The 15,229-nt window shown below is 36.5% G+C and carries 16 protein-coding genes; 7 read left to right on the top strand and 9 right to left on the bottom strand.

What is annotated here, in order from left to right; genetic code table 11:
• Positions 1-313 precede the first annotated feature (313 nt).
• The 3 genes from modB to AC3WR0_RS14120 form a co-directional block, all read right to left on the bottom strand.
• The gene (gene modB / locus AC3WR0_RS14130; protein ID WP_492552909.1) at positions 314-973 is read right to left on the bottom strand and encodes a molybdate ABC transporter permease subunit; all 660 of its coding nucleotides are present in this window, start codon (positions 971-973) and stop codon (positions 314-316) included.
• Between the two features lie 5 nt (positions 974-978).
• Positions 979-1,767, bottom strand: coding sequence for a molybdate ABC transporter substrate-binding protein (gene modA, locus AC3WR0_RS14125; RefSeq protein WP_492552908.1), 789 nt, complete (start codon positions 1,765-1,767; stop codon positions 979-981).
• Between the two features lie 132 nt (positions 1,768-1,899).
• Positions 1,900-2,163: a hypothetical protein gene (locus AC3WR0_RS14120; protein WP_027321620.1), complete on the bottom strand. Its 264-nt coding sequence runs from the start codon at positions 2,161-2,163 to the stop codon at positions 1,900-1,902.
• Between the two features lie 125 nt (positions 2,164-2,288).
• On the opposite strand from AC3WR0_RS14120, the gene AC3WR0_RS14115 reads away from it, so the two are divergent.
• Positions 2,289-2,765: an Hsp20/alpha crystallin family protein gene (locus tag AC3WR0_RS14115; protein WP_492552907.1), complete on the top strand. Its 477-nt coding sequence runs from the start codon at positions 2,289-2,291 to the stop codon at positions 2,763-2,765.
• Positions 2,766-2,830: 65 nt separating this feature from the next.
• Here the strand turns inward: AC3WR0_RS14115 and AC3WR0_RS14110 are convergent, their stop codons facing one another.
• Complete coding sequence (locus AC3WR0_RS14110) at positions 2,831-3,073, bottom strand: YkuS family protein (RefSeq protein WP_027321621.1); 243 nt, start codon at positions 3,071-3,073, stop codon at positions 2,831-2,833.
• A 112-nt stretch (positions 3,074-3,185) separates the two neighbouring features.
• Between AC3WR0_RS14110 and AC3WR0_RS14105 the strand changes: the two genes are divergently transcribed.
• Entirely contained in the window at positions 3,186-3,317 is a 132-nt protein-coding gene (locus AC3WR0_RS14105) for a YuzL family protein (RefSeq protein ID WP_155900021.1), read from the top strand.
• A 49-nt stretch (positions 3,318-3,366) separates the two neighbouring features.
• Here the strand turns inward: AC3WR0_RS14105 and AC3WR0_RS14100 are convergent, their stop codons facing one another.
• Positions 3,367-4,986, bottom strand: coding sequence for an ABC-F family ATP-binding cassette domain-containing protein (locus tag AC3WR0_RS14100; RefSeq protein WP_492552906.1), 1,620 nt, complete (start codon positions 4,984-4,986; stop codon positions 3,367-3,369).
• A 387-nt stretch (positions 4,987-5,373) separates the two neighbouring features.
• On the opposite strand from AC3WR0_RS14100, the gene AC3WR0_RS14095 reads away from it, so the two are divergent.
• Positions 5,374-5,499, top strand: coding sequence for a hypothetical protein (locus AC3WR0_RS14095; RefSeq protein WP_275940678.1), 126 nt, complete (start codon positions 5,374-5,376; stop codon positions 5,497-5,499).
• 61 nt (positions 5,500-5,560) lie between these two features.
• On the opposite strand, the gene AC3WR0_RS14090 is transcribed toward AC3WR0_RS14095, so the two are convergent.
• A complete protein-coding gene (locus tag AC3WR0_RS14090) occupies positions 5,561-6,163 on the bottom strand; it encodes an SCO family protein (RefSeq protein ID WP_492552905.1) in 603 nt (200 codons plus the stop codon).
• Between the two features lie 753 nt (positions 6,164-6,916).
• On the opposite strand from AC3WR0_RS14090, the gene AC3WR0_RS14085 reads away from it, so the two are divergent.
• The 3 genes from AC3WR0_RS14085 to AC3WR0_RS14075 all read left to right on the top strand — a co-directional run bounded on the left by AC3WR0_RS14085 (position 6,917) and on the right by AC3WR0_RS14075 (position 10,594).
• Positions 6,917-8,845 carry an endonuclease MutS2 gene (locus AC3WR0_RS14085; RefSeq protein ID WP_492552904.1) on the top strand — a complete coding sequence of 643 codons (1,929 nt, stop codon included), beginning with the start codon at positions 6,917-6,919 and terminating at the stop codon, positions 8,843-8,845.
• A gap of 155 nt (positions 8,846-9,000) precedes the next feature.
• Entirely contained in the window at positions 9,001-10,185 is a 1,185-nt protein-coding gene (locus tag AC3WR0_RS14080) for an MFS transporter (RefSeq protein ID WP_492552903.1), read from the top strand.
• 190 nt (positions 10,186-10,375) lie between these two features.
• The gene (locus AC3WR0_RS14075; RefSeq protein WP_051270724.1) at positions 10,376-10,594 is read left to right on the top strand and encodes a cold-inducible protein YdjO-related protein; all 219 of its coding nucleotides are present in this window, start codon (positions 10,376-10,378) and stop codon (positions 10,592-10,594) included.
• A 45-nt stretch (positions 10,595-10,639) separates the two neighbouring features.
• Here the strand turns inward: AC3WR0_RS14075 and AC3WR0_RS14070 are convergent, their stop codons facing one another.
• The 3 genes from AC3WR0_RS14070 to yhfH all read right to left on the bottom strand — a co-directional run bounded on the left by AC3WR0_RS14070 (position 10,640) and on the right by yhfH (position 12,363).
• Positions 10,640-10,825 (bottom strand): hypothetical protein, encoded by a 186-nt coding sequence (locus tag AC3WR0_RS14070; protein ID WP_492552902.1) that lies wholly within the window; start codon positions 10,823-10,825, stop codon positions 10,640-10,642.
• Between the two features lie 831 nt (positions 10,826-11,656).
• Positions 11,657-11,911: a protein YuzH gene (locus AC3WR0_RS14065; protein WP_492552901.1), complete on the bottom strand. Its 255-nt coding sequence runs from the start codon at positions 11,909-11,911 to the stop codon at positions 11,657-11,659.
• A 317-nt stretch (positions 11,912-12,228) separates the two neighbouring features.
• Positions 12,229-12,363 carry a protein YhfH gene (gene yhfH / locus AC3WR0_RS14060; protein WP_081680064.1) on the bottom strand — a complete coding sequence of 45 codons (135 nt, stop codon included), beginning with the start codon at positions 12,361-12,363 and terminating at the stop codon, positions 12,229-12,231.
• A 259-nt stretch (positions 12,364-12,622) separates the two neighbouring features.
• On the opposite strand from yhfH, the gene AC3WR0_RS14055 reads away from it, so the two are divergent.
• Positions 12,623-15,169 (top strand): PAS domain S-box protein, encoded by a 2,547-nt coding sequence (locus AC3WR0_RS14055; RefSeq protein ID WP_492552900.1) that lies wholly within the window; start codon positions 12,623-12,625, stop codon positions 15,167-15,169.
• The last annotated feature ends 60 nt before the right edge of the window (positions 15,170-15,229 follow it).

Below are 15,229 nucleotides of genomic sequence, written 5' to 3'. Positions count from 1 at the left end.
TTTAATTTAGAGCTATACTAGCCAGATGATTTTCGCTCCATGCGCTCGCCTTCCACGGGCTGTTCCTCGGCGCTGTAAGCAGGGGATCTCCCATGGAACTCGCTTTTTCCAGCAGGACTTTGAACTTGCATTGAGAAATACTCACCGTATGTAGGAAATGCGACAGTACAAGGTAAGCATTCATGGAATTACATTCACGAAAGTATGCGAAGAATGATTGAATATTCTCGAGGAGTCTGCCATTTTCCGCTTCAAATAACTTAGATGGAAAATTAACAGCGAAAATTTTAGACCATGAGCCTCTATTTTATCTTTACTTTTTCACCAGATTAGTCGTGAATAGCATGATGAAAGAAATACCAATCATGCATATCACAAAAGTCCATGCTGTTTTCATATCTCCCGAATCCATTGCAATATAAATAGCTGTAGGAGCGGTCTGGGTTTTTCCAGGAATATTACCCGCAAACATAAAGGTTGCTCCAAATTCGCCAAGAGCTCGTGCGAAACTAAGAATCGTACCGCTGATTATAGATTTATAGGATAAAGGCAGGGATACATAAAGAAAGGTCAGCAGTTCTCCTGCTCCGTCAACCCTCGCTGCTTCTTCGATTTCTTTTTCTATAGATTGAAATCCGTTTTTAGCAGTTTGATACATAAGAGGGAAGGCTACAACAAAGGAAGCAAGGACGGCTGCCCAAGGTGTAAACATAATGGAATGCTGTATGATCCTTTCCACCAGTGCCCCAGCAGGGCTATGTGGACCTAATAAAATGATTAATAAAAAGCCTATTACTGTTGGTGGAAGGACAATAGGAAGTAGAAAGGCAGTTTCCAAGAAAGTTTTCCCCTTGAAATTTGGTCCAGACATAAGTTTCGCTATAATAATTCCAAATAGGAATACAAAAACCGCTGATATTAAAGAAACTTGAACAGATAATTTTATGGGAAACCAAAAATCACTATTAAACATACTCATCAATCCAATACTATAAATCCATATTTTTCAAATGTCTTTTGTGCTGGAGCGCTTCTTAAAAAATTCAAGAAAATGGCAGCTTCTTTGTGGTGTTTGGTTTCTTTAATTATACCTGCTGGATATATGATAGGATTGTGCGTATTTTTAGAAGCTGTCTCAACAATGTTCACCTTATTGGAGACTTTTGCATCAGTAAGATAAACGATACCAGCATCAACACTTTTTGTTTCAACATATGTAAGAACCTGCCTAACATCCTTAGCATGTATAAGTTTTGGAGTGAGCTTATCCCATAATTTGTATTTTTGCAGAGTCTGCTTAGCGTACATCCCTGCTGGAACAGTTTCGGGTGTTCCAATTGCAATCCTCGAAACCATTTTGTCCGATAAATCAGAGAAAGACTGAATAGCAGAATGGCTTTTTGGGGTGATGAGTACCAGCTGATTTCCCAATAAATCTTTGCTGTCTTCCCTTTTAATTAACCCTTTTTGTATTAAAACTTCAAATTTGTCTTTTGCAGCTGAAATAAAAACATCAACTGGTGCACCTTGAATAATTTGCTGCTGTAAGGCTCCTGTACCTCCAAGGTTAATGGAGAGCTGGATGTTCTTATGTTTCTTTTCAAAAGTGGTTTTTATTTCCTTAAGTGCATCATTTAAGCTTGCTGCTGCAGAAATCGTTAATTCAGATTTTTCCTGTTTTTGTGCTGGTGCGACCTTACCGGAACATGCACTTAAAACGATAAGCAGTGAAAACGAAAGTAACAGTGTAAAGCGAAGCTTCTTCATAGTATCCTCCAGAAAAACAAAAGTTGTAAAGACATATGAAAATTATATAGGAATCTTCTCCTTCATAAAAGCAAAGATTACTGCACGAAAAAAAACCTGCTGCAGGAGCAGGATGAATTAGAAAAAAAGTCTTCAGCAATCGTCGTTTTCACCGACATAGGGATGTGATTGAAACGAAGAAGGCGAGTCAATCTGGTCACGGTCATCTACCATGCTTTTCGTTGCGCAAAATTGACTGCCATCCCCAAAGTTTTGCCCAAAGCCCTGGTTTTTTTTATCAGAATTATGCCACTCTGCAAGGAGATTTTGACCAATATTAACTGCAGAAGCATTTTCGAAGGAATTAATTTTAATCATATAGATATTTATATTAATATACGGTATTGGAGCGGGCACGTAATCTCCTCCTTTGTTTGCTTCTAAAATATATGCATGCATAGGACAAATATGAAGAAAAGCAAACTGCAAATAGGGCAATAAACATTCTCTTGCCATAGGTACCTGAGAAGGAGATGAAATGGATGGATATGGATAAGCTGAAGCAGTGGCTGGATATCGCACAGAATATGCATGGAGCCGATTTTTGGAAGACGATTTTTGATCAGGATATGGCGGGATTTATGGATGAACAAAAAAGGGAAAAGCCCACAGATGGGGAAAAAATGAGCCAGGGAACGAAAGGTGACATTTTCCCTCCTATTGACATATTAGAAAACGATAAAGAAGTTATCATTTTGGTTGAAATACCTGGTGTGAAAAAAGAAGATATTGAGCTGGGGCTTAATGGGGACTCTTTGTTGATAAAAGGAGTTACAATGCAGTTTTTCTCTGAGTTCAGAAAGAAATACTCTGAGCGATTCTATGGGGAATTCCAGAGGAGCATCAAGCTTCCTAATGAGATAAAGCCAGAAGAAATTCAGGCGAAATTTTGGAATGGGATATTAATCGTAAGTTATACAAAACCTCCATCATATGTTCAGCCAATTAATATAGAATAGAAAGACGTACCGTTCCCGCTTGTTGGGAAGGCAGGAACGGCACTATGGATCTTACAGGAATATGCTTATTGAAGTCTGCTTTCAACCTCACGACAAACTTCATCAGCTGATAGGCCGTTTGCTTCAATAACAGAACCTTTTATTGTAGTGTCCTGAATACCCATTACATTTGAATCAAGGCCAGTCAATACACAGCAATCGCAATTTTGCGCATCAGATTCCTGCTTTAACTCTACGACATCATATCCTTTGTCGCGCAGCGCCTGCTGGACATTTGTAAGTGATTGTTCTACTCCTACTTTCGCCATTTCCAAACACCTCCTCCTAAACTTAGCTTGCCTAAGTGGAATTCAATTATTCCTTAGCCTTTTCTGAATAACTTGATTCAATCTGCAGGAAGATAAAAGTGGAGGTGCTGACATGTCCAAAAGAAAACAGGATCCCTCAACTATCGGTCTTGCCTCAAGCCAAGTTGAAGGGCAAGGGACCACACAAACAGAAACAGGCAGCAAAAGTATGTCTTCTTCACGAAAAAAACAAAAAAGACATTAAAAAAAGGTGCAAAAAGACCAGCAGGTTCTTTTTGCACCTTTTAATTTTATTATTGATACATAAGAGATACTTGTTTTTGCAATTCAGCATTTTCAAGGTACTCATCATAAGTCATTTGCTTATCAACAAGTCCTTTTGGAGTAAGCTCAAAAATTCGGTTCGCAATCGTCTGGATAAACTGATGGTCATGCGAAGAGAATATTAATGAACCTTTAAAGTTAATTAGACCATTATTCAGAGCCGTGATTGATTCAAGGTCCAGGTGGTTTGTCGGTTCATCCAGCAAAAGTACATTTGAACCGCTTAGCATCATTTTAGAAAGCATGCAGCGGACCTTTTCTCCACCAGAAAGAACACTGGACTTCTTAAGAACATCTTCACCTGAGAATAGCATCCTTCCGAGGAAGCCTCTAAGGAAGCTTTCGCTATCATCTTTAGGAGAAAATTGGCGCAGCCAGTCAACAAGATTTAACTCGCTATTTTCAAAGAACATAGAATTGTCCTTTGGAAAATATGCCTGAGTTGTTGTGATACCCCATTTAACTGTGCCGCTGTCAGCTTCCATTTCACCCATAAGAATTTTAAAAAGAGTGGTAATCGCAATCTCATTTGGTCCTACAAGTGCAATTTTGTCATCTTTATTCATAACAAAATTAATATTATCAAGAACTTTAACGCCATCAATTGTTTTAGTAAGGCCTTCAACCCTTAAGAGATCATTTCCAATCTCACGGTCAGGTGTAAAGCCTACATAAGGATAACGCCTTGATGATGGCCTTATATCATCAAGTGAGATCTTGTCCAAAAGCTTTTTCCTTGAGGTAGCTTGTTTGGACTTCGATGCATTTGCGCTGAATCGCGCAATAAAGCCTTGAAGTTCTTTGATTTTTTCTTCTTTCTTCTTATTAGCATCCTGTGCCATTTTTTGAGCCAGTTGGCTGGATTCATACCAGAAGTCATAGTTACCAACATAAATCTGTATTTTTGCAAAGTCCAGGTCAGCAATATGTGTACAAACTTTATTTAAGAAATGTCTGTCATGGGATACAACTATAACAGTATTTTCAAAGTTAATTAAAAATTCTTCCAGCCATTGAATCGCCTTAATATCAAGGTGGTTAGTCGGTTCGTCAAGCAAAAGGACATCAGGCTTACCAAATAAAGCTTGTGCCAATAGAACTTTTACCTTTTCGGATCCAGTTAGGTCTTCCATTTTTTTTGTGTGGAGATCTTCTTCAATACCGAGGCCCTTTAGTAGAATCGCAGCCTCTGATTCAGCTTCCCAGCCGTTAAGGTCGGCGAACTCACCTTCAAGTTCAGCTGCCTTCATGCCGTCTTCATCTGTAAAGTCTTCCTTCATGTAAATAGCGTCTTTCTCCTGCATTACCTCATAAAGGCGAGCGTGACCCATCATAACGACTTTTAAAACTTCGTCCTGCTCATACTCGAAGTGATTCTGCTTTAAAACAGCAAGTCTTTCATTTGGGCCCATGAACACACTTCCGGCTTGTGGTTCAATTTCACCGGATAAAATTTTCAAAAATGTTGATTTTCCGGCACCGTTTGCACCAATCAAGCCATAGCAATTGCCTGGGTTAAACTTTATATTTACATCTTCAAATAATTTTCTATCACCATATCGTAAACCTACGTTACTTACCGTAATCATGTTTAAATCCTCCATATATAAATATCTCAAAAATTATATCATTAAAAAAAGGTCATAGCGAATGGTTTTTAGCAGATGGCAGGAAATTGTATTAATTTGGATAATTTCCAGGTTTCTTTTGTAAGAAAAGGGCGAAAGTGGAAACAAATTAAGGCTTTTTACCCTTTTACTGAATTACTTATTAAAATAGAAAGAAGGTTAATTATACAAAGGTTTATAATTTACATTTTCCGGGAATAAAACCACTAGAATTTTGTGGTATAAGAAGTTTTTCAAATAATATGCTTACAGAAAAATTATCCAATTTTTTTTAAAAGATTTCACACTTTATTCATACTTTTAGTGTAAAATTAATTTTGTGACCAGCAAATAAAGAAGGTGAGTAGAATGGCTAAGAAACCAATTTCCGACCTAGTAAACAAATTAAAAAAAGCAGGAATAAAGGCCAGTTTGACTAAACCGAAATCGAATTATCTTTTATCATTACAGCAGTTAAAAAATAATCCAACATAGTATCAAAAAGAAAAAGCGGCCATCCCCGAGGATAACCGCTTTTTTTCTTTTAGGCAAATGATTAATTTAGCCGATCGTTTATATAGTCAAATACTTCCTTATGGTTAAATTCTTCTCCCATAGGGAACTTTTTAAGAAACTTATTGTTTTCATCAACAAGATAAGTAAAGGTGCTGTGTACAAAAAAACCATTTCCAGGATCTTTGTACTGAAATTGAAGAGCATCTGCTACCTGCTTAATATTTTTTTGGTCTTCTTTAATCGTTTCTTTTTGTCCAGTTAGGAATTTCCAGTTATCATCATTTTTTATGCCGAAGGAAGACATATATTTTTTTAGAGTATTAGGGGTATCCCGGTATGGATCAATTGTTATCGTTACAAACTCGATTTGTTTTCCAAAAGCTCCGCTTTTTTTCAAGTCGTTCTGTAAAAGAAGCATTTTTTGTGTAGTAGTCGGACAAATATCAGGACAATGGGTATAGATAAATTCCACGAGCTTTAATTTCTTATGGTCATCACCAAAACGATAGGTTTCATTGTTTTGGGTAGTAAGAGCTGCATCATCAGGTATCCTGGCTGAGGCATCACGAACTAGGAAAAAAGAAATTCCACCGAGAATGCCAATGATTATGAGCAAGCTGCTGATCAGATAAATTTTTTTCATTTTCTCTCCCCCCATAAATAAGATAAAGAACTTAATGCAAAAAAGATATGGATAAATTGTGAACTATATTCTTTAAGAGCATTTAAGTTTTATTCTCCTTTCTTAATTTGCTTATAAAAACCTGAGACAAAGCGCCTCACCATTCGTATCATTTTATAAATTTGTGTTTTCCCGAAAAGGATACTTTTAAAGGGGAATGATTTTTCCAGCAGACGGAATTAGTCCGTTCAGTTCCTGAGTAAGAGGCAGTTCTTTGTTATTCTTCAGTACTAGAATCCTCCAGTTGACCTAATTTTCTTTATCGTAACTATAAAAGCTTAAGAGGAAATTTTATCTTTGTTACATGTCTACGAATTCTTGAAAAAAAAAAGAGGTTTATGGAACATGTTGGAAGATTGATTATATAATGGAAGTGTTGTATAATTCTAATGAATTGATTGATAAAGGAGTATGTTTTATGTTAGGTGCCGTTCTTAACTAATCCACTAATTGGATATCCTATTTTGACTCTCATAGCCTTTTTGTGGTTAACACATAGGTTTATTTAGCTGTGGTTGAAAGGGAAGTTAAGAACAATGGTCATAGCAAAGCATACTGAAATGACAAAGTATAGCTGTGTACCTCTGTGTATACAGCTTTTTATTTTGTTTTTTTGGAAATGTGAAAAAGAAGATGGGGTATTTCTGTCTTCAAGGCCGTAATGACATTGTTCATTGCGGCCTTTTTTATTTAATTTTTTTAGGAGGAAAAACATTGAATCAACAAACCTTTCAAGTACTTGATTTTTTAAAAATTAAAGAAACTGTGGCCGCTTACTCTTTAACAGAGGAGGGCAGGAGAAGAATCTTAGAGCTTGTTCCCTCCATAAACCTAAAACAAATTGAAGCTATGCTGGGGGAAGTCACAGAAGCTGTTGAAATTCTAAAAAAGAGTGCAAGTGTTCCTGTCCATGGCCTAGACGGTGTAGAACTGCTAATGACAAGCTTAAACAAGGGGGTGGCATTACGTCCGGACCAATTAACAAAACTGGCTGAATTTCTGGATTGCTGTGGTAAGATGCGGAGGTATATGAGGGACAAAGAATTCATAGGACCAAGGATTTCTTCTTATGTAAGTACAATTGAAGAACTCCCTGAGCTAGGAGCAGAGATTATTCGCTGTATTCGCAATGGTCAGGTAGATGATTACGCCAGTAAAGAATTACTGAGTATACGAAAACAGCTGTCTATCCAAAAGGAAAGATTAAATGAAAAAATGCAGCAAATGGTTCGATCCAACAAATACAAATTGTATCTTCAAGAGAGTGTTGTAAGTCAAAGGCAGGGCAAATTTGTCATTCCCGTTAAGAAGGAATACAGGAACAAAATTAAAGGGGCTGTATTAGATATTTCCGCCTCAGGGTCAACTGTTTTTATTGAACCAGAAGAAATTGCAGTATACCAGGAACAGCTTGAATGGATGATGGCTGAAGAAGAAGCTGAGATCCATAAAATTCTTCTTTATTTAACAGGACTAGTGGAAAGCAAGGAACCTCAGATAAAGTTATCAATTGAAACGATGGTCCATTACGATGTTCTTTTTGCTAAGGCAAAACATAGCAGACATGTGAACGGCAGAACTATAGCCCTAAACGAAACGCACTATATCCATCTTGTTGAAGCTCGTCACCCATTATTGGGAGAAAAAGCTTGTCCCCTTACACTGGAACTTGGAAGACAGGAAAATGCTCTTGTAATTACAGGTCCGAATACTGGTGGAAAAACAGTTTCTATTAAGACAGTTGGTCTTTTAACCTTAATGGCCCAATCAGGATTGCATGTGCCAGTAGCGGAGGGCAGTTCCTTAAGCATATTTCAAAAGGTCCTTGTCGATATTGGAGATGGACAGAGTATTATGGACAATTTAAGCACCTTTAGTTCAAGGATCGTTAATATAATAGAAATTTTAAAGGAAACGAATGACAATTCTCTAGTCCTGTTGGATGAATTAGGTTCAGGGACGGATCCAAGGGAAGGGATGGGGCTAGCTACTGCAATTCTTGAACAGCTTTATGGTAAAGGAGCAACTCTTTTAGCTACCACCCATTACAGCGAGATCAAAGAGTTTGCGGATAATCATTCAGGTTTTCTTAATGGTTCTATGGAATTTGACCTTGAAACATTGCGGCCAACATACAAGCTTATGATAGGCAAGGGTGGCGAAAGTCAAGCCTTTGCCATAGCGTTAAAGCTTGGGATTCATCCTAAAATAATAGAAAAAGCACATTTAATTACCTATAAAGAAAACAAAGAGTACCCTTTGGAGGAAATAGATACAGCACAAAAAAGAGAACTAGAGAAGCAAATCATCATAAACAGGTATCAGCGAAGAGATAGAAAAATGGAATCAGCAACCCCGAAATTACAAACATTTATACAAGGGGACAATGTACTTCTTACTAACACTGATGAATTTGGAATTGTCTATAAGGGACCAGATGAGAAGGGGAACTATGTGGTTCAAGTTAAAGGAGAAAAATTCAGTATTAATCAGAAGAGGATGAAGCTTTATATTCCTGCAAGGGAGTTATATCCTGACGATTATGATTTTGATATTATCTTTCAATCGAAAGAGAACAGGAAGAAAAATTCTTTGTTGTCACGTAAACATGAAGAAGGAATTGTCATTGACCATTTTGAATAAAAGCAGGGCCGGTAACTGCGGCCCGTTCTTCAAGCGCCCACCGTTATTTTCAGATAATTAGAAATCCTGGGATTTTAAACACATCTTTGGCGTGGTCATGTTACAATAGGTTAAGCAAAATATGGAAGTGTGTTTTATAAAGGGGAATTTAGTTAATGGAAAGAATAGAAAGAAGAAATATCTTCTCGCTTCAGGGATTTTATTTGCTGTCCTTTTTCGGAGTAGGAAGTTTATTTCCACTACTAAGCGTTTATTTATCAGAAGTTGAAAAATTAAATGGCTATCAAATTGGTACAATACTTTCAATTGGCCCAATTGTTATGATTTTTTTCCAGCCACTTTGGGGGATGGTTTCCGATTTAACCCATTCGCCTACTAAGGTCTTAACATTTACCACCTTTTTGGCTGGGGTTTGTGGATTTGGTTACTACCTCTTCGGTTCTTATTCTATGTTTTTTTTGACGGCTATTCTGGTTGCAATTTTTCAAAGTGCAATCATACCTGTTTCTGATAGTATTTCCTTAAAATTTTCAAGCAGATTAAATTATAATTATGGGAATATCAGATTGTTTGGATCATTAGGTTTTGGACTCGCGGTTTTCATTATGGGGAAGATTTCAGAGTTTTCTCCCGCAGTTATATTCTTTTCATTTTTTGTTTCTTTGTCCATTGCTTCTGTTTTGGCTTTTAGGCTTCCAAAAGAGCATACAGGAGAAAAGGTAAAAATCCTTTCGGGAATGAAGGATCTTTTTAAACTAAAGAAATTTGTTGTTTTTCTTTTTGTTACCTTTTTGATTTTTGGTCCTAATTTGGCGAACAACACATACTTTGGTTTGTTTGTTGACGATCTAGGCGGCACATATACTGGTATAGGAATTGCATTCTTTATTGCGGTCATGTCAGAAATTCCATTTATGAGAGTAGCAGGAAGAGGTATTAATAAATATGGTCTTCTTCCCATTGCTGCAATCGCAGGAACGGTCTCGCTTGTTAGATGGCTGTTTTACTTTATGGAGCCTAGCTTATCATTGGTTTATGCTTCGGCTGTTATACAGGGTTTTTCCCTCGGCTTGTTTATTCCGGCGGGATTACAATACATTCGAGAAATTACCCCCTCACATATCACGGCAACAGCAGTTACAATGTATTCTGCCATTGGTAACGGTTTAGGGAACTGGTTCAGTACCTTTTTTGGCGGATTGATTTATGACAGGTATTCCATTTTCGGTGTTTATTTATTTTTTGCAGTTCTTGCATTTCTCGGAGTTTTGCTTACTTTATGGCTTATTAGGGAAGAAAAAAGCGGTATGTCAATTCGTAAAATAGCTGTAGGAGAATAATATAAGCAATAAAGAATATAACTTGTTTTTGCAAATAAGATAAAAAGGAGCTTAAAGCTCCTCTTTTACACTTATATCCTTATTCTGTAAAGAACAAAATACCTTGTACAGTGGAAAACATCATAAAAGATAAAATTCATGAACTGCTCAGTCCCTTAACTTATTCAATCCATAAATGGAAAATGGTTCTTTGGGCATACTAATGGTAAAGGAGGCGATTTCTATTTTTTATGGAAAGAGGAACCAAGAAGACGCCATTGAAAACATTATGGTTAGTACAGAAGTTTATTCCTGCTCTGATGATTCTTGTAAAGGCTGGATGAGAAAAGATTTTGCTACGGATGATTTGCTTTGCCCTATGTGTGGTAATGAAACGATTATGGAATTTAGAGATCTTCCTAAAATTTAATCTGTTATAAGACAGAAGTAAAAGGCCAGCTGAATGTCTATGTATTTATAGATTTTCATTTTGCTGGCCTATTTCTTTGCCCGCTAAATACATGTTGGCTTCTTCCATATATTTATGTTCATCTACAGAATCGCCATGGATGCTTTTCTTATTTGGATAGTTCCCGCCGTTTTCAATCGTAATTTGCTCTTCCTCAACAGCAGTGCTTAAATATTTATGTTTTTCGGTCATTGCACATTTCACCCCTTTTATAAGAGGTTTCGTCTAAAGAGGAGCTATTATACAGTGTTCCATATAAACGAGAAGGTATCTTATAATTGAGCTATTTTAAATTTTACTGTTGTTACTATTTAATTTGATTTTTATAAGTTAAAGTGGGGAAATCCCCTTTCCGAACAAAATGGAATGCCGTCTCGTTTGCCTCACATATGGGTTTTTCCCCGCCCTGTTTTACGCAGTAGCCTTTGAGGATTTACTCAGAACCAATAATTAAAAAATTTGTCACAAATCTTCATTATAAAAAAGAATTTTAGTGTTAAAATAATAATGTAAAGAAAATAATTTAACTTTTTTGGAGGCCTAACCATTGTGTCGTTCCGACATATGTGAACGAATTTTCTCTTCTCATATCAGGCTTTCCACGTTTGAAGATTTATCTGTTTATTTCGGGAAAAACAAACAGATGTAATCCTGAGGACGAAATTGAATTAACAAGTTCTGCTGCTTGTATAATGATATTTCAGAAACAGATAAATGGGGAATGGACTTGATAAATGGGCAATGAGGAAGTGAGAGCCTAAAAACTTAATAAAAAGTGATGTGTAACTCCAATTACTAAATAAAAAGCCTGCCTCCAACAACTTTTGGGAGGGAAAGCTTTTTAAAAAGAAGCGGAACATACACTTATTGGCTTGAGCTAAATAATAAGCCAATGGAATGGTTGGGTCTCCAAAACGGTTAAAAAAAATCTCCGTAATTTTACGGAGATTTTTTTATTTACGAATAAAAAGACTAGGTCATACGAATGCCAATATTCTAATAAAGACAATAAGCTAAGTCCACTTAAGAAACTTCAGGCTTACTGATATAGTTTTTCCTTTGAAAATAAAATCTGCTCGTTCCCAATTCTTCATTAAGAAGAAGCTCCATTTCCTCTAAATCTTCTTTGCCAACAGGAGGATCTTCCTGATCCCAATTTATTTTGTATATAAAATAATAATCCTTAATTTGTCTGAAAATAACAGGAGAGTTGGGAAATCGATCAAAAATTCCTTTGATATTATACCTTTTTGTATAGCTCCATTTAATTAAAAACATCTTGTGAAATCTCCCCCCGTTCCAATCTCCCTAATTATAGGCAAAACGGAAAAAAATTCAATTAAAAGTGTGTTAAATAGTAAGAATTACCTTTTCACAGATTATAAAAATATATAAAAGGCTTCTCATATTTGATGTTTCTATTGTTGGTTTTGTGAGCTGTATTCTTTGAAGCGGAAGACGGGGACTTCGGCGGTAAAAGCAGGCTTGCTGATGGCCCATGGAAATCGATCGCCTAAAACGAAAAATCATTAATTAAACAGCGGAAGTGACAGATAAAAGATAAAAGGCGGCCATTTGGCCGCCTTTTCATTTAACTATTCTTCTTTTTTGGAAAGGCAGCGGTCACATTCCATTAGATAGGATTCTGCCTGTTCAAGCATATGCTGGCCACACTCGGGACAAACCTTCTTTGGAAGATTGCGAAAAAATTCAACTGGACTTTGTAACATGTTTAACTCCTCCTTTTATAATACAATTTATTTTTATTTAACCTGTTATAGTACAGTATAAACAAAAAATATAAAAAAGTGTAGACTTTTTTTCTTTTTTTTAAATTTTTATTTTCGTCTAAAAACCCTTTTTCTAATATATATATACGATGAATAGGTTAAAAAATATTTCTTCCTATGTTTTGGTACTTCCCTAAAAAATCACTTTCTATTACAATCATATTAGAATCTCGAATTTATAAGGGGTTAATATAGGGGGATGAATGATATAATAGACCACTTTAATCCTTTTTTGATTGTTTTCGCCATAGGCTTAACGATTATGGCTTCATATACAGCACTTGATATGTTTACCTTATTAAGGTCATCGAACAGTAATAAACGGACTCTATTCCTTGGTGGTACGATTTCCATGGGAATTGGGATGTGGGTAATGAATTTTATGGGTTATTTAGCCGTTGATATTGGACGATTTTCAAGAATAAATATACCTCTTTCCATACTTTCAATTATTATGGGTGTGGCCTTTACAGGTATGGGATTTTACACCTTGCTGAGAAAGGAACTTAAGCGCGTTCATTTAGCAGCGGCTTCCATTTTACTCACACTGGGTGTGTTTTCTATTCATCTAATAGGTTTGTATTCGATGGAGATGGCAGCGAGTTACAATCCCTTTATACTAGGCTTGTCAGGACTACTTACTTTTGGTGTCTTTTTATTTTCATTATGGATCCTTTTTTATTCACAAAACTTTTCCGAAGAGGGCCAGGCTTGGCTTAAACCCGTTAGCTCCCTCATATTGACTATAGCTGTTGTAGAAGCGCATTTTCTTTTAAAAAGAGCTTCTTCCGGAGCTTTCACTCTTAGTGGTTCTGCCAATGGAAATTTCCTTCAGGAAGATTTTGTTATTTATCTTGTCCTGTTTGTTTCAATCCTTATTTTTGGAGGCCTGATTGGTTCTAGTGCCTTAATAAGTAAACGTCTATCTGCCTCCGATACAAATCTTAAGGATATTAAATCAGCTTTGGACGAATCCGCTATTGTTGGAATCACCGACCCTAAGGGTAATATTATTTATGTTAATGATAAGTTTGTTGAAATCTCTAAATACGAAAAAGATGAAATTATGGGTAAAAACCACCGAATATTGAATTCTGGTTATCATCCTAAAGAATTTTTTATTGGTCTTTGGAAGACTATCCAAAGCGGTCAAATTTGGCGGGGGGAAATTCGGAATAAGGCAAAAGACGGTTCATTCTATTGGGTGGATACTACAATTGTTCCTTTCCTCGATAAAAAGGGAATACCAACTCAATATGTATCCATCAGAAACGATATAACTAAAAGGAAAAAGTCTGAAGAAAGATTGCTCGAAAAAATTAAAGACGTGAAAGACATTAACTTTGCTTTGGACCAATCCTCAATTGTAGCTATTACAGATGCACATGGCACTATTACGAGTGTAAACGAAAAGTTTTGTGAGATTTCAAAATATGAACGGCATGAGCTTATTGGAGAAGATCATCGGATTTTAAATTCCGGTGTTCACCCGAAGGAATTTTTTAAAAATTTGTGGAAAACGATCGGTCAAGGAGAAGTGTGGAAGGGTGAAATTTGTAATCGTGCAAAAGACGGAAGCCTTTACTGGGTCGACACCACAATTGTCCCCTTTATGAATTCCAAAGGGAAGCCATATCAGTATGTTGCTATTCGTTCAGATATAACGGATAGAAAAACGGCTGAGGGTCACTTAAAAGCAACATTAAAAGAAATTAGTGATATTAAATTTGCGCTTGATGAATCTGCTATCGTTGCTTTTACAGACTCAAGAGGCATTATAACTAGTGTAAATGTTAAGTTTTGTGAGATTTCCAAATATACCCGAGATGAACTTATTGGAAAAAGTCATAGTATTTTAAACTCTGCCTACCATCCTAAGGAATTTTTTAAGAATTTATGGCAAACAATCGGCGATGGAAAGGTCTGGAAAGGTGAAATACGCAACAAAGCGAAAGATGGCAGCCTTTATTGGGTTGATACCACTATCGTTCCCTTTTTAAATGAAGACGGCAAGCCTTACCAGTATGTCGCGATTCGAAATGATATTACAGAGCGTAAGAAAACCGAAGAGGTATTGCACCGGCAGGATAAGCTGGCTGCAGTTGGGCAGCTGGCAGCCGGGGTCGCCCATGAAATTAGAAATCCTTTAACCTCTATGAAAGGATACACGGAATTCCTTCAGCTAGATGAGAAAGACCCTGAACGGCTGGAATTCCTAGCTATTATCCTTGATGAAATAGAACGAGTGAATACCATTGTTGAGGATTTTATGGTATTAGCAAAACCAAAAGCAGTTGAACTTGAGGAAAAGAATATTGTACCTGTTATCAAAAATGTTGTTTCTCTTCTTGAGTTCGAGGCAAGAAAGAAAAATGTACGTCTTCATTGTGACTGCAATCATGAGATCATTCAGGTTGAATGTGATGAGAACAGACTAAAACAGGTATTTCTTAACTTTATAAAAAACGGAATAGAGGCAATGCCAAACGGCGGAGATATTGTTGTCAAAACCACTATGGATAATAATAATGTCCAGATTTCGATTCAGGATACAGGCGTTGGTATTCCTGAAGAAAAGCTCAAAAAGCTTGGAGAACCCTTCTATACAACTAAGAAGAATGGCAACGGGCTTGGCTTAATGGTTAGCTTTAAAATTATTGAAGGCCATAATGGCAAGGTATTTGTTGAAAGCGAACCGAATAAAGGAACTACCTTCAATATCGTCCTTCCAGCAAAAACAGCATAATATAAAAAGATTAAACGGGAGATTTTTTTCTCCCGTTTTTTTTATTTCTTTTTACATATA

Source organism: Neobacillus sp. FW104-15D2 (genome assembly GCF_058790155.1).
This window is presented reverse-complemented; position numbering and strand designations above follow the sequence as displayed.